This is a genomic window from Candidatus Accumulibacter sp. ACC007 (assembly GCF_907163205.1).
GTDB lineage: Bacteria > Pseudomonadota > Gammaproteobacteria > Burkholderiales > Rhodocyclaceae > Accumulibacter > Accumulibacter regalis.
On the sequence record NZ_CAJQUD010000009.1, the window covers coordinates 273,850 to 291,546 of the forward strand.

Here is a 17,697-nt window from a genome sequence, read left to right on the forward strand (position 1 = left end):
GCAAGCGGACGACGGTTCACAAAGGAAGACAGTCTAACGCCATCGACGGAAAGCTGCCGGGCCGCGCGCTCGCCAGCCACCCCAGGCGCTGCGGCGAAACGCCTCGGGGAGCGGCCTGGAGTAGAATCGGACGCTTGTCGTGCGCGGAAAATGCACCATGCAGTCGCTCTGGATGATCGTCGCCAGCCTCCTCTTCGCGTCCATGGGGGTCTGCGTCAAGCTGGTCGCAGAAAGCCATTCGGCGGTCGAAATCGTCTTCTACCGCAGCTTTCTCGCCCTCTTGCCGATGCTCGCCCTGGCCCGGCTGCGCGGCGTTTCGCTGCACACGCCGCACTGGCGCTGGCAGCTCGGCCGCAGCGCCTTCGGCTTCGCGGCGGTGGTGACCTACTTTTCGGCGATCAGCCTGCTGCCGCTGGCCACCGCAGTGACCCTCAACTACACCTCGGCGATCTTCCTGGCCGGCTATCTGGCGCTCGCCGGACTGCGCATGACGTCAGGAATCGTCGCCGCCTTGCTTCTCGGACTGAGCGGGGTCGCCCTGCTCCTCAAGCCGACGCTGCACGCCGAGCAGTTGCTCGGCGGTCTGCTCGGGCTGCTCTCCGGCGCACTCGCCGCTATGGCCTACTTCAGCGTCCGGGAACTCGGCGCGCGCGGCGAGCCGGAAACGCGCACCGTCTTCTATTTCACGCTGCTCTCGTCGCTCGCCGCCGGGCTGTGGCTGCTGTTCTCGGAACGGCACGCGGTCGACATGCGCAGCGGCGCGCTGCTGCTCGGCGTCGCCTCCTTTGCCACCGCCGCGCAGCTGGCCATGACGCGCGCCTACGCCACGGAGAGGACGCTGACCGCCGCGGCCCTGGCCTACAGCACGGTGGTTTTTGCCAGCCTCTTCGGAGTCATCCTGTGGAACGAGACGCACGACGGCTGGTCGTGGCTGGCGATCACGCTGATCGTCGTCTCGGGACTGGCGGCGACGCAGCAACCCGTCGCCCGCTGAATCGGCCTCCTGCCAGGAGCGTCTCGCCGCGCTCAGAACAGCTTCAATCCATGCAGCAGGACGGCGGCAATCGACAGCGGGGCGACGAAACGAACGAGAAGGAAGAGCACGCTCACCAGCCGCGTGTTGCGCAGCGCGCCGTCGTTACTCAGTTGCCGGGCCATCTCCGGCAGTCCATAGACCCAGCCGACGAAGAGACAGACCATGATCCCGCCGAGCGGCAGGAGGACATTGGAACTGAGGAAGTCGAAGAGTTCGAAGGGATTCATGGCAAAGACCTTGAGGTCGCTGGTCAGGCTTGACGAGAGGGCGGCCGGAACGCCGAGGGCGGCAACCGCGGCGATGGTGCCCAACGAGGCGCGCTTGCGACCCAGGCCAAAACGTTCCGAGAGGATGGCCACCGGCACCTCGAGCAGCGAGAGCATGGCGCCGACGCTGGCGATCGCGGTCAGGATGAAGAAGAGGGTCATGAACAGCGTTCCGCCGGGCATGGCGGTAAACACGGCGGGAATGGTCATGAAGACCAGCGATGGCCCGGCGGCGGGTTCGAAGCCGAAGGCAAACACCGCCGGAAAGATGGCCATGCCGGCGAGCAGCGATACCGAGAGATCGGCAAACATGACCCGCGTCGCGGTCAGCGGGATGTTCTGATTGTCGCGAAAATAGCTGCCGTAGGTGAGCATGCAGCCCATGCCGATGGACAGTTTGAAGAAGGCCAGGCCGAGCGCGGTGAGCACGACGGCCGGGGTGATCTTCGCCAGATCCGGGCTGAACAGGAAACTCAGCCCGGCGCTCGCCCCCGGCAGCGTCAGGCTGCGCGCGCAGAGCACGAGCAGCAGGATGAAGAGCAGGGGCATCAACTTGCGGGTCACCGCCTCGATGCCCCTGGCAACGCCGAACATGATGATGCTGCCGGTCACCGCCAGCACCACCCACTGCCAGAGCAGCGAACTCAGCGGATCGGCCACCAGCTCGGCGAACACGGCGCCGGCCACCTGCGGATCGGTGGTGGCGATCTGCCCGGCCATGGCCTTGAAGACGTAGGCGTAGACCCAGCCGGCGACTTCGGAATAGAAAGCGAGAATCAGCAGCGCCGCCGCGAAACCCATCCAGCCGATGCTCTTCCACCACCACTGGCCGCACGGCGCGACGCGATCGAAAGCGCTCACCGCGTTGGCCCGCGCCGCTCGTCCGAGCATGGTCTCGACGATCATCACCGGCAGGCCGACGAGCAGCGTCGCCAGCAGATAGACGAGGAGAAAACCGGCACCGCCGTTGGCACCGGTCAGCGAAGGAAATTTCCAGATATTGCCAAGTCCGACGGCTGAGCCCAGCGTCGCCACCAGGACGCCGAAGGAGCTGGTGAAACCGTCGCGGTAAGTTTGATTCATCATGTCTCCGAGTGCTTTCTGATGCTGAATATTCATGCACGTGAGCGCTCGTCGGAGGGGCGCATGGTCCGCTCCGACGGTCGACGTGCAAGGGGAAAATGGGGCCGCCGGGGCGATGCCCCTTGCTGGCCATTCGTTTCTGAGCCCTGCGCAGGCGGTTCCCGGACTTAGAGCATGTTCTCCAGAAACGCCCGCGTCCGCGGATGTTCGGGAGCGGCAAAGAGCTCCTTCGCCGGACGCGCTTCGACGATTTCGCCGCCGTCCATGAAGACGACGCGGCTGGCCACCTCGCGGGCAAAGGCCATCTCGTGCGTCACCACCAGCATCGTCATCCGCTCTTCGGCCAACTCGCGGATGGTGCGCAGGACTTCACCGGTGAGTTCCGGGTCGAGCGCCGAAGTCGGCTCGTCGAAGAGCATGATGTCCGGCTCCATGGCCAGCGCCCGGGCAATCGCCACGCGCTGCTTCTGGCCCCCCGAAAGCCGCGCCGGATAGCTGTCGCGCTTGTCGAGCAGGCCGACCTTGCGCAACAGCGCGTCGGCTTTGGGCAGGACCTCCTGCCGGCGCAATCCCTTGACGGTCAACGGCGCCTCGACGATGTTCTCGAGCACGGTCAGATGCGGAAACAGATTGAAGTGCTGAAAGACCATGCCCATCCTGCGGCAGATGCGCCGCAGCCCGGCGTCGGCGACGTAGCGGCAATGCCCCTTTTCGTCCGCACCGACCAGCGTTTCGCCTTCGATGTCGATGCGCCCGCGATCGATCGTTTCGAGATGGTTGAGGCAGCGCAGAAAGGTGCTCTTGCCGGACCCCGAGGGGCCGATGATCGCCAGCACCTCGCCCTTGCCGACATCCAGCGAAACGCCGCGCAGCACTTCCACCGCAGCGAAGCGCTTATGCACGTCGAGCGCGTGGATCATCGGGCTATTCATCGTACACCGCGTACTTCCTTTCCAGACGCTGGAAGGCGAGCGTCAGCACCAGTGTCATCACCAGGTAGAAAGCCGCGGCGACGATGAAAGGGGTGGTCGTGAAATCGCGCTGAACGATGCCGCGCGCGGCGCGCAGCAGGTCGTTCATGGCCAGCACGTAAATCAGCGAGGTGTCCTTGACCAGGGTGATCGTCTCGTTGCTCATCGGCGGCAGGATGCGCTTGAAGACCTGCGGCAGGACGATGCGGCGCATGGTTTGCGTGTAGCTCAAACCGAGCACGCGCGCACCTTCGTACTGGCCGCGGTCGATCGACTGGATGCCGGCGCGAAAGATCTCGGCAAAATACGCCGCGTAGTTGAGCACGAAAGCGACGATCGCCGCCGTGAAGTCGGGCAGGCGAATTCCGATCACCGGCACGAAAGGCAGGGCGAAATAGATGAACAGCATCTGCAGCATCAACGGCGTGCCACGCATCAGCCAGATGTAGCCGTTGACCAGAGCGCTGACGACGGTGAAACGCGAAACGCGCAGCAAGGCCAGCAACAGGCCGAGCGGCACCGCCAGAACGAAGGTGATGATGAACACCTGCAGGGTGACCCCCGTTCCTTCGAGCAGGGGGCCCATTATTTCGATTACATAGTTCATGCGCTATTTCTCAACACCCGCTGTGGGGCAGATAGCGAGGTGTCGAGGTGTCGCGTTCTTGGCAAGACTTTCAGCAAGCCCCTCTTCGCTCCACCTGGCGGCAATCCGGTGCCACTCTCTCGCGACGCTTCCACCGCATCGACAACGCCCAGGGTAAAACCTCTGGATTGCCGCGTCGGCTTCTCCTCCTCGCAATGACGTGCGGATTCGCTGTGGCGCCGCCTTCGCGACGAAACCGTCCACAAGTCTACCAGCGCCGCGACCGCCCGGCGGCACGGCCCGGGTCTGTTCGCAGCGTGCGCGGCCGGGCTATTTCTTGACGATGTCCTTGCCGAACCATTTGTTCGAAATCGCAGCGGCGGAACCATCGCTCTTCATTTCGTCCATCGCCTTCTGCAGCCTGGCCATCAGCTCGGTATCGTCCTTGCGCGTCCCCACGCCGTAGTCTTCGGTGCCGAAGTTTTCCTCGAGCACGCGATACTCACCCGGTTTTTTGGCCGTGTAGTAACGCCCGACGACCTCGTCGACCACCAGCGCGTCGAGTCGACCAATGCTGAGATCCATCAGCGCCGTTACGTTGTCGCCGAACTTCTTGAGTTCCTTCAGCGATTTGGCGGTCGCGCCATCCTTCTCGATGGCCTCGATGGCGCTGCTGCCGTCCTGGACGCCGACCACCTTGCCAGCCAGGTCGGCCTTGCTGTTCACCGCCGACTTGTCGGTGACGATGATGATCTGCCGGTTTTCGAGGTACGGCGTGGTGAACAGGATCTTCTCCTTGCGCGCCTCGGTGATCGTCAGTCCGTTCCACAGCACATCCACCCGCTTGCTGCTCAACTCGGCTTCCTTGGCATTCCAGTCGATCGGTTTGAACGTCACCTCGGCGCCAAGGCGCTTGCCGGCCTCGGTCGCCAGATCGATGTCGAAGCCGACCAGCGTGTTGCTCTCGTCACGAAAGCCCATCGGCGGGAAATTGTCGTCCAGTCCGACGACGATCGCGGCCACCGGGGCCGGGGCCGGGGCCGGCGCCGCCGCGGCGCTGGCCGCAGGCGCTTCCTTCTTGCCGCACGCCGCGAGCAGGGCTGCGGCGAGAACGGCGACGATCACCAGCGAGGTCTGTTTCTTCATGTCTCTTCTCTAGCTATGCGTTGAAAGGGCGGCATGATAACAGGCTCTGACTCCAGCGCCGCCTGCGCTGCGCGTCGCTGCCGAACCCCCGGCCACGCCCCTGGCGTGCGGCGGCGTCGGCAGTTCAATTCCGCTCGTGGTCGCGGCGATAGCGCTCGAAGGCGCCGCGCACGGTTTCACGCAGTTCGGCGTCGTCCCAGGGCTTGGTCATGAAACGGTAGATCTCGCCGTGATTCACCGCGTCGGTGACCGACTGCAGATCGGTATATCCGGAGAGGATCATGCGCACCGTATCCGGAAACAGCGCCCTGGCACGGGCGATGAACTCGCTGCCCGACATCGCCGGCATGCGCTGGTCGGTGATGATCACGCCGACGCGGTGGCGGGCGAGGATCTCCAGGCCCTCGATGCCACTGCTCGCCGTGAAGATGCGGTAGCGGTCGGCGCGCAACAGCCGGCGCAGCGAGTTGGTGATGTTCGTCTCGTCGTCGACCAGCAGCAGCGTCCGCGACGCCTCATCCTCCTCATCCGCGGCGCCGGCCGCGGCAAAGCTCAGGCAGCGCGCCTCGCGCAGCAGGACCTCGAAGTCGTGGCCCGGCAAGGGCTGGTTGAAGTAGAAACCCTGCATTTCGTCGCAGCCCCGTTCGCGCAGGAACTTCAGCTGCGCCTCGCTCTCGACGCCCTCGGCGATGACCTTCACTCCCAGGCTCTTGGCCATGGCGATGACGGCCAGCGCGACGGCAGCAGCGGTCCGGTCGCCGAGAATGTCACGCACGAAGCAGCGGTCGATCTTGATGCGGTCGACGGTAATGCGCAACAGATGGGCGAGCGACGAGAAGCCGGTACCGAAGTCGTCCATCGCCGTCGTCACGCCGGCGGCACGAATCTTTTTCAGGATTGCGGTCACCCGTCCGATGTCCTGCAAGGCCAGACTTTCGGTCAGTTCGACTTCCAGCGCACCGCTGCCCAGTCCGGCGCGATCGATTGCCGCAGCCAGCTGTTCGGCCAGGTCGTCACTCTCGAACTGTCGCGCCGACAGGTTGACCGCCAGCCGCAGTGGCGTCAGGCCGGCGTCCCGCCAGGCACGTGACTGCTGGCAGGCGGTTTCGATCACCCACTGGCCGATCGGCACGATCAGGCCGCTGTCCTCGGCAAGGGTGATGAAGTCCTTGGGCGAAATCATCCCGCGCAGCGGATGCCGCCAGCGCAGCAGGGCTTCCGCACCAACGATTTCGCCGCTGATCAGATCGACCTGCGGCTGGTAGTGGAGCTCGAACTCGCCACGCTCGAGCGCTCGCCCGAGGTCGGCTTCGATGGCCAACTGCCCGGCAACACGCTCGTTCATCTCGGCCTGGTAGAAGTGGAACGAGCCGCGACCTCTGGCCTTGGCGCGATGCATCGCCGCGTCGGCGTTCTTGAGCAGCGTCTCCGCATCGCGACCGTCACGCGGGAAGAGACTGGCGCCGACGCTGCAGGTGATCGCCAGTTCGTGGCCGTCGATTTCCACAGGCCGGGCAACACTCTCCAGGATGCGCGCGATGACCCGCGCCACTTCACCGTCGCCGAGCGGATCGGCAAGGATCAGCACGAACTCGTCGCCGCCAAGGCGGGCGACGGTGTCCCCTTCGCGCACGCTGTCGGCGAGCCGCCCGGCGACGATACGCAGCAATTCGTCGCCATGACCGTGCCCGAGGCTGTTGTTGACCCACTTGAACTGGTCGATATCGACCGCCAGCAGAGCCAGCCTGGCATCGTGGCGTTCGGCATAGGCGATCGCCTGCTGCCCGCGGTCGCGCAGCAGGTTGCGGTTGGCCAGGCCGGTCAGCGAATCGTGGTTGGTCTGGTGTTCGAGTTCCTCTTCGTAACGGCGGCGCTCACTGATATCGTGGAAGACGCTGACAAAGTGGCCGAGCGTGCCGTCCGGCGAACAGACCGGCGCCACGTTCAGTTCGGCCCACAGCGGCGAACCGTCCTTGCGACGACAGCGCAGCGTCACCTGCGTGCCGCATCGCTCGCGCAGCGCCTGACGCAACTCGTTGAGCTCCAGCTGATCGAGTTCGCCGGCGAGCAGAAAGCGGCCACTGCTGCCCAGCACTTCGCCGGCGCCATAGCCGGTGATCGCTTCGAAACCGGGATTGACATAGGTAATCGGGTGAGCGGGGTCGACCGCATCGGTAATCATGACGCCGTTGGCCGACGCTTCGACGGCGCGCTTGAGGAGCAGCATGCCGGCTTCGGCGCGCTGCGCGAAGATTCCGTAGGCGAGGTCGTCGGCGAGCTCTTCGAGCACCTCACAGGCGTCGTCATCGAAGCCTTGCGGATCGGACGTCAGCAGGTTGAGCACACCGATCGACACGCCGCGTCCGACCAGCGGCAGAGCAATTGCGGCGCACTGGCCGCGGTCGGCGAGGTCGCTGCTCCAGTCGTCAGGGCCGTCGGCCGAACCGAACAGGCAGGTCAGCGCCTGCCCCTGCTCCAGGGCAGGCAGCGTCAGCTGCTGGCGAAAGCCGCTGCGCCAGAGATCGCCATCCAGTGACGCCAGGGAAGAAGCGGCGACCAGCGCGGCCGGTTCCGCTGCCAGTCGCGCATCGCTACTGCTGCGATCCACCAGGTCGACCCACACCGCCGAATAGCCGCCCTGGCGATGCAGGCGATCAACGATGCCGGCGATCATCTCGCTCTCGCTACCGGCGCGCACCAGCGCCGCATTGCAATCATGGATCAGACGCAGCGTAGCATTCAGCCGGCGCAGCGCCAGCGACTGGCGGTCGCGCTCGCTGACGTCGCGGACGGCGCAGGTGATAATCCTTCCCGACGCCTCGTCGATGTGGCTCAGGCTGATCTCGACGGGGAACACGCTGCCATCGCCGCGCTGTCCCTGGAGATGCGCAACGCGCACGCTGCCGTGTCGCGGCTGCGCGTCGAAGCGGGCGCGGTGACCACGGTGCGCCGCGCGCTTGCCTTCGGGAACCAGCAGGTCGATGCAAAGTCCGTTCAGGGCGCCAGGACGATAGCCGAACATCAGTTCTGCGCTGCTATTGGCGAGCAGGATGCTGCCGGCCGAATCGACCAGAAACAGAGCGTCAGCGGCGGTTTCGAGTACGCCGCGGTAGCGCGCCTCGGCGGCCGCCAACGCAGTCAGAGTGCGCGTTTCCTGGCCGGCGTCCGGCGGCCCGTCGCGATGCTCGGGCGAGATCGGAAGGACATCGGCCTTCATGCGCTTAGCTCCGCCAGCACGCGCGGCAATTCAGGCACCAGATTGGCCTTGCAGACGTAGGCGTCGACGCCGACCGCTGCGGCCGCAGCCCGATACTCCGGCGTCGAGTGCAGGGAAACGACCAGCAACTTGATGTCCGCGTCCACCTCGCGGATGCGCTGTGCGGTCTCGAGACCGTTCAGGCCGGGCATCGCGATATCGAGAATGACGACATCCGGGCGCTCGCTGCCCAGGACCTGCAGCGCTTCCTCGCCGGAGCCGACGCTGGCGGCTATTTCGAAACCCAGCCCGCGCAGCATGCGCGCCAGCAACTTGCGGAACTCGGGACAATCATCGACCAACAGCACCCGGACCACACTCATGACCATCACCCCTTCGTCTGAACATGTGCTCAGTCTGGTGGAAGTGGTGGCCTGGCGCCATCGGGCGATCCCCTAGAGGCGACCAGAAAAATCCCGCCCGGCGCCGGGGCGCTCGGGTGCCGGCGAGCCTAGTCGGCGGCGGACACAAGTCCGTTGCGGATCGCATAGCGGGTCAGCCCCGCCACATCGTGAATGTCCAGCCGCTCCATGATCTGGGCACGGTGCGACTCGACGGTCTTGGCGCTGATGCCGAGGTCGAAAGCGATTTCCTTGGCCCCGTGACCGGCGGCGATACGGCACAGGATCTCGCTTTGGCGCGGCGTCAGGGCGTCGGCGGCCGGTGGCTCGCCTTTGCCGCGGGCAAGGTAGCCGTCGACGACCTGTCGCGAGACGCTCGGCGACAGCCACGTCTCACCGCGCATCACCGCGCGCAGCGCGAGTTCGAGCTCGACCGGCGCGGCGTCCTTGATCAGGTAGCCGACAGCGCCGACCTGCAGCGCCTCCATGACGTACTCGGCGTCGGCGTGCATCGACAGCACCATCACCCGCACGGCCGGATAGAGACGATGGATTTCGGCGCTCGCCACCAGTCCGCTCATGCCCTTCATGGCGATGTCGATGAGCAACAAATCGGGCAGGCACTCGCCGACGCGAGCGATGGCCGTAGCGCCATCGTCGGCTTCACCGACCACTTCGACGCCGCTGAAGGCGCCGAGCAGCGAACGGATGCCGGCACGGACCAGGTGGTGATCGTCGGCGAGAACGACGCGTATACAGTCGCTCATCAAGTCGCTCCGGGCAGCGGCAGCGTCACACGCACCTCGCTGCCGGCATGCTGCGCGGGCTGCGAGCGCACCTCGAGCTGGCCGCCGGCAAGCGTGGCGCGCTCCTGCATCGAGAGCAGGCCGAGGCTCGTGCCACGCGCCGCGCCGGCAAATGCCGCCGCGGCATCAAAGCCACAGCCATCGTCACGCAAGGAGAGGATCAGCGCGCCTTGCGCAAGGCGCAACTCGAGCACCACCGCACTCGCGCCGGCATGGCGGATGACGTTGTTCAGCGCTTCCTGGGCAATGCGGAAGCAGGTGATGGCAATATCCTCCGGCGGCGACGGCAGGCCGTCGTCGGCGATGAAGCTGGCCTGGATTCCGGCATGGCGGCAGGTATTGCCGAGGTGTGCACGCAGCGCCGGCACCAGGCCCAGGTCGTCGAGCTGCGGCGGGCGCAGCTCGACCGACAGGGCGCGTACGCGCTGCAGGGTCCGGTCGGCAATATCGGCAGCCTCGTGGATTTCGTCCTGCTCGCCAGCGGCAGACCAGCGGCGCATGCCCAGGAGCACGATCTTGATCATCGTCAGGTTCTGCCCGATATCGTCGTGCAGGTCGCGGGCCAGACGCCGCCGCTCGTCTTCCTGCACGCCGATGAGCCGAGCCGAGACCTCGTGCAGGCGCGCGAGAGCGCTGCGCAAGTCGGCCTCGGCGCGCCGCCGGTGCTCGTCGGCGCTGAATTTTTCGAGGGCGAACGAAATGTCGCTGGCCAACTCCGCGAGCAGCTCGATCAACTCCTCGTCAAAATAACCGACTTCGCCGGCGTAGAGGCTGAAGACGCCGACCACGGCGCCAGCGCGCTGGAGCGGAAACGCCGCCGAGGCGGCGATTCCCGCCGCCCGGGCGCGTTCCTGCCAGGGGCCGGTGCGCGGGTCGCTGACGAAGTCATTGCAGATCGCCGGCCGACCAGCGCGCATGGCGGCACCGTCCGGGCCATGCCCCTGCTCCTGCTGGGCGTCGATCGAAATGCGCAGGCCGCGCAGATATTCGCCGGCGATGCCGGAATCGGCAACGACGCCGATCCAGCCATCGGTGTCGAGCAGGCCGATCCAGGCACCATCGACTTCGCCGTGGCGAACGACGATCCGGCAGGCATCGACGAGCAGCGTCCCGGCCGACTCGGCGTGCATGACCGCCTGATTGGTCTGCGCAACGGCGTTGAAGAAACCGCTCAGCCGCCGCAGGCGCCTTTCTGCCTCCTTGCGTTCGCTGATGTCGCGGGCAATGGCAAAGACGCCAACCGTCTGGCCAGCAATCTGCAGACAGCCCTTGGTGGTCAGATAGGTGCGCTCGCCGCCGTCGGCAGCGCGGATGATTTCCTCGCAGGTCTCGGTCACCGCCGCCGCCATCAGACGCTGGTCGTCGGCGCGCCGGCGCGCCGCCGTCTCGGCGGGAAAGAAATCCGCGTCGCCGTGGCCGAGAATGTCCTTGCGCTGTCGCCCGAGCAAGCGCTCGAACGCGCGGTTGCAGAGGAGGTAGCGGCCATCGGCAGCCTTGGCGAAGATGCAGTCGGTCGATCCCTCGACCAGCGCCGAGAGCGTCGCCGCCAGTTCATCGATGCGCCGCTCCTGGCGCTCGGCTTCGACACGCAACAAGGCCTCGTGCTGGTGCCGCTGCAGCGCCAGCTCGATCGCCAATTGCAACTCGCGATCGTTGCAGGGTTTGATCAGATAGGCATGCGGCGCAGTGATGCGGGCGCGCGCGAAGCGCTCCTCGTCCGAATACGCGGTCAGATAGAGCAGCGGCACCCGCTGCTCGTCGAGGATCACCCGCGCCGCATCGATGCCATCTACGCCGCCGGGCAGGACAATGTCCATCAATACCAGGTCAGGCCGTTCACGCGCCGCCACGGCCACTGCCTCTTCGCCGGAGGCCACCGGCCCGGCAATGAGGTAACCCAGCGCGGCGAGTCGCAGCGCCAGCGCCCGGGCGACGAGGGGGTCGTCCTCGACGACCAGGATGCGTTTGCCCGCCGGCATGCTCGTGTTCATTTCCTGGCTCCCGAGAGTGCTCCGGCCGGCGCCGTAACGGCAGGCGGCGAGCTGTCCGCCGCCGCCCTCAGCGTGGTCAGAAGGCGATACAACGCGTCCCTGGCGCTGTCCACGCGCGCCGCCGGGTTGGCGTCCAGCTGCCGCGCCAGTTCCTCGATCGCCAGCGCCGTGGCGCCAAGGACGGGGTGACCGAAGGTTCCCGCCGCCCCGGCGAGGCCATGCGCGGCGGCACTCAGTTCGCGCAGCGCCGCCTCGTCGCTCTCGTCCCAGGCCTGCCAGTCCTTCCCCAGCGCCATCGACGCAGCCTCAAGCTGGCGCAGGCGCGCCGGCAGCGAGCGCTGGAACTCCTCGCCAAGCGCGGCCAGTTGCGCCGCCAGCTGGGCGGCGGCAGCGGCGGGCAGTTCAGCCATCGCGAGCCTCCCAGAGCGCACGCACCTGATCGGCCAGAGCCATCGGATCGAAGGGCTTGGTGATCACGCCCAGGGCACCCTCGGCCTTGAGCGCGGCGATCTCGCCGGGCAGCGCTCGCGCGGTCATGAAGATCGCCGGCACGGCCTCGGTTTCGGACAGCGCGCGTACGGCACGCAAGGTCGCCGGCCCGTCCATGCCCGGCATCATGACGTCGAGCAACAGCAGATCAGGGACGAATTCGCGCACCCGCAGCAGCGCCTCGTCGCCGGAGGAAGCGACCTCGACCGCAAAGCCGCCGACCGCTTCGAGCGCCAGCTTGGCGACCGTGCGAATGTCGACCTCGTCCTCGACGTAGAGAATCCGTTGCAGGCTAGCACTCATCATCGTTCTCCTTCTCGTTCTTCGTCACGTCTTCGCCTGCCAACCGAGCACGCCGGCCCGGTTCAGCCGACGCCGCCGACGGCGTCAACCCGCGCACGATCTGCACCAGCCGCTCGTTGGAGGTACGCGACTTGACGAGGCTGGCGGCGACCGCCTGCTGCGCAGCGAGTGGCGTCGCGGCGTCGCTGGCGGAAAAGACGACCACCGGCGGCGGATGCGCCAAACCCTGGATCAGCGGCAGCAGTTCCAGCCCGGAGCCGTCGGGCAGGCCAAGATCGAGGATCACGACATCGAAGGTCCGCGTGGCCAACTCGGCCTTGGCAGTGGACAGCGTACGCGCTTCGATGATTTCTGCCCGAGATCCGAACTGGGCGGCAACGATGTGCACCAGATCGACATCGTCCTCGACGTGCAGGATGCGCGTCGGTTGCGACGCTGTGCCGCGGATGGCGCGCTTCAGCGCGGCCGAGAGCCGCTGCGCGTCGACCGGCTTGTCGAGCCAGTCGACCACCGCCAGCGCGCCGCCGAGCCCCGGGGTCACCAGATCCGGCGACCCCGACACGACGACCACCGGCACCTCGAACCCCCCCTTGGACGCGCGCAGGCTGGTCAGCAACTCGATGCCCGTCTCATCGGGCAGGCCGAGCTCCAGGGTCATCGCCGCGTACTGACGGCTGGCGAGAAGCTCGCGAGCCATCGCTGCGCTCGGTGCATGATCGACCTGATAGCCGGCACGCTGCAACAAGATCGCCAGAAGCTGCGCGACGTCGGTATCGTCCTCGCAAACGAGCACCCGTGGCGTGTCGGCGCTCGCCTCGCCGCCGACGCCGCCCTCATCAGCCAGTACTGTGCCCGACAGCGGCGCGACCTCCGGCAACTCGAACCAGAAGCAGGCGCCGTGACCTGGCTCGCTGCTGAAACCGATCTCGCCGCCCATGCGCTCGACCAGCGCCCGCGAGATCGACAGGCCGAGACCCGAACCGCCCTTGGCACGCGTCGTCGATCCGTCGGCCTGTGAAAACTTGTCGAAAATTCGCGCACGAAACTCCTCCGGGATCCCCGGGCCACGATCGGCGACTTCGATGCGCAGGCGATCGCCGCGGCGGCGCAGCGAGACATCGACCGTCTCGCCGGGCGGCGAGAACTTGGCGGCGTTGGAGAGCAGATTGGCGAGCACCTGCAGAAGGCGATCGGCGTCGATGTGCACGCTGCCCTCGGCGAGGCGGGCGACGATGGCCAGCTTCACGTCGTGTTGTACGGCAAAGCCCTGGTTGGCCGCGACCGCCTGCTCGATCAGGGGCAGCAGCGGCTGCGTCGCAAACTGGAAGCTCATCCGGCCCGAAGCGATCCTTTCCACATCGAGAATATCGTTGATCAGGTCGACCAGCCGATCGCAGTTGGTCGCCGCGATTCCGATCAGCGCTTTCGCCTGCGTCGGCAACTCACCCGCAATGCCGCCCTCGAGCAGACCGAGGGAGCCGCGAATCGACGTCAGCGGCGTGCGCAACTCATGGCTGACCGTGGATACGAACTCGTTTTTGAGCTGCTCCATCTTCTTGCGCTCGGAGATGTCGCGTACCAGCCCGATGAAGCGCCGGCGGTCGTTCACGATCACCTCGGTGACCGCCAGTTCCATCGGAAAACAACTGCCGTCGGAACGCTTGCCGACGACTTCGCGGCCGATGCCGATGATCTTGCGCACCCCGGTTCGCCGATAGGCACTGAGGTAGCCGTCATGCTCGCCGGCGTAGGGCGCGGGCATCAGCATCCTGACGTTGCGCCCGAGCACCTCCTCCGTGCGGTAGCGGAACAGGTTCTCGGCGGCCAGGTTGAAGCTTTCGACAAGTCCTTGCTCGTCGATCGTAATGATCGCATCGAGCGTGTTGTCGAGCACCGCGCGCGTGCGTGCCTCGGATTCGCGCAGCTCGTGGGTCATGGCGTCGGCCAGCGTGAGCGCGCGCGCCCGCGACCCGGAAAACGACTGCAGGAGCGCGAAAACGAGGGCGCTGATCAGCGCACCGCCGGCGAGTACGGCAGTGGCGGTGCGCTTGACCGCCGCCGGCGCGTCGACGGCGTCGATGCGCAATCGCCACTGTCGGCCGGCAAAGTCGAATAGCGTTTCGCTGCTGAAGGGCGCCGGCGACGAGCGGATCGCCGACGGCATCAGGCGCAGGAGGGGCTGCGCGTCGGCGACGGCACCGCCGGCCACGCCAACCAGGCCGACGTCATCGATCCTCAGGTCGAGACGCTCGGCATCCTCGCCGAACACGCCACGGGCCAGATCCCCCACCCGGAAGGCGGCATAGACGACGCCGACAAAGGCCGCCCAGCGCTCTTCGATGGTCAGCAGCGAGGCCCCGTTGCGATAGATCGGCAGGAGCAGCAGGAAGCTGCTCTGACGCCCGGTCTCCTGGACCAGGGTGATTGGCGCGGTTGCAGCGGCTGCACCACTCGCGCGCGCCCTCTCGGCGGCGCTCCGACGCTCGCTTTCGCTGAGTAGATCAAGGCCGAAAGCAGCTTCGTTGCCCTGCGGCGGCTCGGTGTAATCGATGACCAGGTACTCCGGCCGCTCGCCTGGCGGGCGAATCGCAAACGTCGGATAGCCCTCGGCGAGCAGCCGCCGATCGGAACGAACCGCAGTGATGAAGGCCTCGCGTTCCGCAAGTGGCACCCACCGCGCGAAACCGACCACCTGGACGCCGGGAAGGTCCTGCTTGAGTTCGAGACGCACGATATAGCGATGGAACTCGCCACGGTCGACCTCCTCGGAGCCCGCGAAGAAGCCCTGCAGGCCACGCAGGACACCTTCGTAGGCATCGAGTCGTTCCTTGAGCTGGAGGGTGCGGATCGCCGCCGCCTGCTGGAATTCGTGCCTGGCCTCGCTTTCGGCAACGCCGGCGGCCCACTGCGCCGCCCAGACGGTAAGCGCCAGACCAGCGAAGAGCGAAAGCAGTGCGCTGCGTTGAATGCTGAACAATGCCATCAATGCCCTCCGCCGCTTGCCCGATCAATCGCCGCACGGCGACACCGCCGGCCCGACGCACAGCACCCTCCCGGGTGGCAATCGTTCAATAACCGCGTTGCCAGTATAGGTGTGACAGTGAACCACGGTCAATCAAGGTCCTGGCCCGCCGCGCGGCGCCTCCTCCGGCAATCGTCGTCTGCCGCCGCCTGATCGATCGGCAGCTTGTTCGAGTGCCGCCTTTCGCGCACACTGGCGGCCTTCAAGGGAGCCCGCACATGCCACTGAAAGCGACCATTTTCAAAGCTGAACTCACCGTCTCCGACACCGATCGCGGCTACTACGCGACGCACGCCCTGACCATCGCCCGCCACCCCTCGGAAACCGACGAACGCATGATGGTGCGCCTCCTGGCGTTCGCCCTGAATGCCAGCGAAAGCCTGCAGTTCACCACCGGGCTGTCCACCGAAGGCGAACCCGATCTCTGGCAAAAATCAGCGACCAACGAAATTGACCTGTGGATCGACGTCGGCCTGCCCGACGAAAGACATCTGCGCAAGGCCTGCGGCCGCGCGCGGCAAGTGGTCGTCTATGCCTATGGTGGCAGCAAGGCAGGCCTCTGGTGGGCCAGGGTCGGCCAGGCGCTCGAGCGCTTCGACAACCTCAGCGTCTTCGAGCTGACGCGCGCCACGACCGGCGAACTTGCCGCCCTCAGCCAACGCGGCATGAGCATCACCTGCATGGTCGGCGATGGCGGCATCTGGCTGAGCGCTGCCGGCAACAACGTCAGCGTCGAGCCGGCAGCGTGGATGAATTCCCGCCCGGGCAAGCAGGCATCAGCAAACGGGCGCTGAGCGCGCAGGTGCGCACTGGTCACAAGCGCACAGGAAGGGCGCACAGCGGCGCTCAGTGCGGCGGAAAGCGTCCGGCGAGGCGCATGTTATAGATCATTTCGGCCGCTTCGATACAGCGCGCGTTGCCGGTCGCCAGCAGGTCGGCATAGGTCAGTGCCAGTGGTACCGTGGCAGCGGCCTCGTCGCCGGCGAGCAGCGAGGCGCCCCAGAAAGGCTTGCGCAACTCGACCAGGTGCTCGTACGCCGCCGGACCGGCGGCTTCGATCCCCTGCTCGGCAAGCAGGCGCGCAGGCAGCTTGTCACCGTAGAGGGTCAGCACGCCGGGTATCCGCCCATTCGGCATCAGCTCGCCGAGCAGCAGAGCGGCCGCCGCCTCACCACCCCAGCGCGCGTGCGCGGGGTTCAGTGACCATGCACGCCAGTCGTCGAAGTGCTGTGCCAGATAGCGGTCGCTGAGCGTCTTGCCGCGCAGGCCGAGCGCATACCCCTGCGCCCACTCGTCGAGCAGACGCTTGCTGGCGACAAGGCAACGCTGTTTGCCGGTGACCACCAGGGCGCCGTGCTGCTGCAGGTCGGCGACGACCGCCGGCAGTGAGCCAAGGGCGACGTCGGCAGCAGCGGCAATCCTGCGATACGGCGCCGTGGCCAACTGCGGATCGCAGAGCAAGGCGAAGAGCACCTTCAGCCGGGCAATGGGGAAGCGGCGGCTGGCTCGCGCGGCGAAGTCCCTGGAGCGCAGCTTGCGCCCGCTGACAAAGACAAAAAGGCCACCCCCCTCGAGGTAGGCGTTGCCCGCGCCATCGGCGAATGGCTGCTCCTGTTCACGCAGTTGATCGGCCAGTGGCGCCGTCACGCAGGGGGTGAGCAACAGTGGCGAAGGCCGGCCGCCGCCGCTCGCGTGGCGTAGTTGCGCCAGCACGGCGCCGAGGGACTCGGGCGTCAGCCGGCCCTTGACCAGGGCCATGAAGTCATGGCCGCTCCTCCCCTTGCTGATCGTCAGGCAAGTCGCCGACGCTTGCCGCTCGTCGCCGGCCGGGCTATGCACCTCGACCGTCAAGCCATGCCCGCGCAGCGCTTGTACGACGGTGTCGAGAAGGGTCTCCTGCTCGTACTCGCTCATTCCTGGCCACCACCGCAAGTCATGAACAAGTCGCGATTATGAACGCAGAGCCGCCAGCGTTCAATATTCCTGCTTGTTCATGACTGGCAGTGCGCGCAGACCTCAGGCTCCGACCTGCCGCGAACAAAGAGGCAGCGGGCTTCCCGGGTGGCGGTCGAGGAGTGGCGAGCCACGAAGCCGCTGCCAGATTCCGTGCACGGGAGCGAGCAACAGCCGCTGCCACGGCTTCGCCGCCGGCTCGAAGCGAACGCGCCCCTTGCCAATGGCCTCGAGCAGGGCGAGTCCGCTGCCGCGCACCAGGTGGCTCTCGCCGGCGGCGAGCAGGATATCGCCGGCTTCACCTTCGACGGTCAGCCAGACCCGGCCTGCGGTGCAGATGACGCGCACGCCTCTGGCCGACATCAGCCTGATCGGTGCGTTGTGAGCGAGATACAACTCGCTGTTGTACAAATCGAAGTCCATGGCCAGCTCCCGTGTTTCTGTTCCG

Annotated in this window: 15 protein-coding genes; 2 read left to right on the forward strand and 13 right to left on the reverse strand. The window is 66.5% G+C overall.

What is annotated here, in order from left to right; genetic code table 11:
* Positions 1-157: 157 nt before the first annotated feature.
* Positions 158-994: a DMT family transporter gene (locus tag QZ634_RS18990; RefSeq protein WP_291991052.1), complete on the forward strand. Its 837-nt coding sequence runs from the start codon at positions 158-160 to the stop codon at positions 992-994.
* A 32-nt stretch (positions 995-1,026) separates the two neighbouring features.
* Here QZ634_RS18990 and QZ634_RS18995 read toward each other — a convergent pair whose 3' ends face one another.
* The 11 genes from QZ634_RS18995 to QZ634_RS19045 all read right to left on the reverse strand — a co-directional run bounded on the left by QZ634_RS18995 (position 1,027) and on the right by QZ634_RS19045 (position 15,257).
* Positions 1,027-2,388, reverse strand: coding sequence for a sodium-dependent transporter (locus tag QZ634_RS18995; protein WP_291991097.1), 1,362 nt, complete (start codon positions 2,386-2,388; stop codon positions 1,027-1,029).
* 164 nt (positions 2,389-2,552) lie between these two features.
* Complete coding sequence (locus QZ634_RS19000; RefSeq protein ID WP_291991098.1) at positions 2,553-3,305, reverse strand: amino acid ABC transporter ATP-binding protein; 753 nt, start codon at positions 3,303-3,305, stop codon at positions 2,553-2,555.
* A 4-nt stretch (positions 3,306-3,309) separates the two neighbouring features.
* Positions 3,310-3,963 (reverse strand): amino acid ABC transporter permease, encoded by a 654-nt coding sequence (locus QZ634_RS19005; RefSeq protein ID WP_291991053.1) that lies wholly within the window; start codon positions 3,961-3,963, stop codon positions 3,310-3,312.
* Positions 3,964-4,272: 309 nt separating this feature from the next.
* On the reverse strand, positions 4,273-5,088 hold the full coding sequence (locus QZ634_RS19010; protein WP_291991054.1) for an amino acid ABC transporter substrate-binding protein: 816 nt from the start codon (positions 5,086-5,088) through the stop codon (positions 4,273-4,275).
* 124 nt (positions 5,089-5,212) lie between these two features.
* Positions 5,213-8,305 carry an EAL domain-containing protein gene (locus QZ634_RS19015; protein ID WP_291991055.1) on the reverse strand — a complete coding sequence of 1,031 codons (3,093 nt, stop codon included), beginning with the start codon at positions 8,303-8,305 and terminating at the stop codon, positions 5,213-5,215.
* A complete protein-coding gene (locus tag QZ634_RS19020) occupies positions 8,302-8,667 on the reverse strand; it encodes a response regulator (protein WP_291991056.1) in 366 nt (121 codons plus the stop codon). Before QZ634_RS19020 ends, QZ634_RS19015 begins: the two co-directional genes overlap by 4 nt.
* 128 nt (positions 8,668-8,795) lie before the next feature.
* Positions 8,796-9,452: a response regulator transcription factor gene (locus QZ634_RS19025; RefSeq protein ID WP_291991057.1), complete on the reverse strand. Its 657-nt coding sequence runs from the start codon at positions 9,450-9,452 to the stop codon at positions 8,796-8,798.
* Positions 9,452-11,482 carry a GAF domain-containing protein gene (locus QZ634_RS19030; RefSeq protein WP_291991058.1) on the reverse strand — a complete coding sequence of 677 codons (2,031 nt, stop codon included), beginning with the start codon at positions 11,480-11,482 and terminating at the stop codon, positions 9,452-9,454. The genes QZ634_RS19025 and QZ634_RS19030 overlap by 1 nt, the downstream gene beginning before the upstream one ends.
* Positions 11,479-11,892 (reverse strand): Hpt domain-containing protein, encoded by a 414-nt coding sequence (locus QZ634_RS19035; protein ID WP_291991059.1) that lies wholly within the window; start codon positions 11,890-11,892, stop codon positions 11,479-11,481. Before QZ634_RS19035 ends, QZ634_RS19030 begins: the two co-directional genes overlap by 4 nt.
* On the reverse strand, positions 11,885-12,274 hold the full coding sequence (locus QZ634_RS19040; protein ID WP_291991099.1) for a response regulator: 390 nt from the start codon (positions 12,272-12,274) through the stop codon (positions 11,885-11,887). Before QZ634_RS19040 ends, QZ634_RS19035 begins: the two co-directional genes overlap by 8 nt.
* Positions 12,264-15,257, reverse strand: coding sequence for a CHASE domain-containing protein (locus tag QZ634_RS19045; protein WP_291991060.1), 2,994 nt, complete (start codon positions 15,255-15,257; stop codon positions 12,264-12,266). The genes QZ634_RS19040 and QZ634_RS19045 overlap by 11 nt, the downstream gene beginning before the upstream one ends.
* A 257-nt stretch (positions 15,258-15,514) precedes the next feature.
* Here QZ634_RS19045 and QZ634_RS19050 point away from each other — a divergent pair, with 257 nt between their 5' ends.
* Complete coding sequence (locus QZ634_RS19050; protein WP_291991061.1) at positions 15,515-16,090, forward strand: YaeQ family protein; 576 nt, start codon at positions 15,515-15,517, stop codon at positions 16,088-16,090.
* 52 nt (positions 16,091-16,142) lie between these two features.
* Here the strand turns inward: QZ634_RS19050 and QZ634_RS19055 are convergent, their stop codons facing one another.
* Together QZ634_RS19055 and QZ634_RS19060 are read right to left on the reverse strand one after the other, a co-directional pair.
* Positions 16,143-17,210 carry a type IV toxin-antitoxin system AbiEi family antitoxin gene (locus QZ634_RS19055; RefSeq protein WP_291991062.1) on the reverse strand — a complete coding sequence of 356 codons (1,068 nt, stop codon included), beginning with the start codon at positions 17,208-17,210 and terminating at the stop codon, positions 16,143-16,145.
* A 102-nt stretch (positions 17,211-17,312) separates the two neighbouring features.
* Complete coding sequence (locus QZ634_RS19060) at positions 17,313-17,672, reverse strand: DUF2917 domain-containing protein (RefSeq protein ID WP_291991063.1); 360 nt, start codon at positions 17,670-17,672, stop codon at positions 17,313-17,315.
* Positions 17,673-17,697 lie beyond the last annotated feature (25 nt).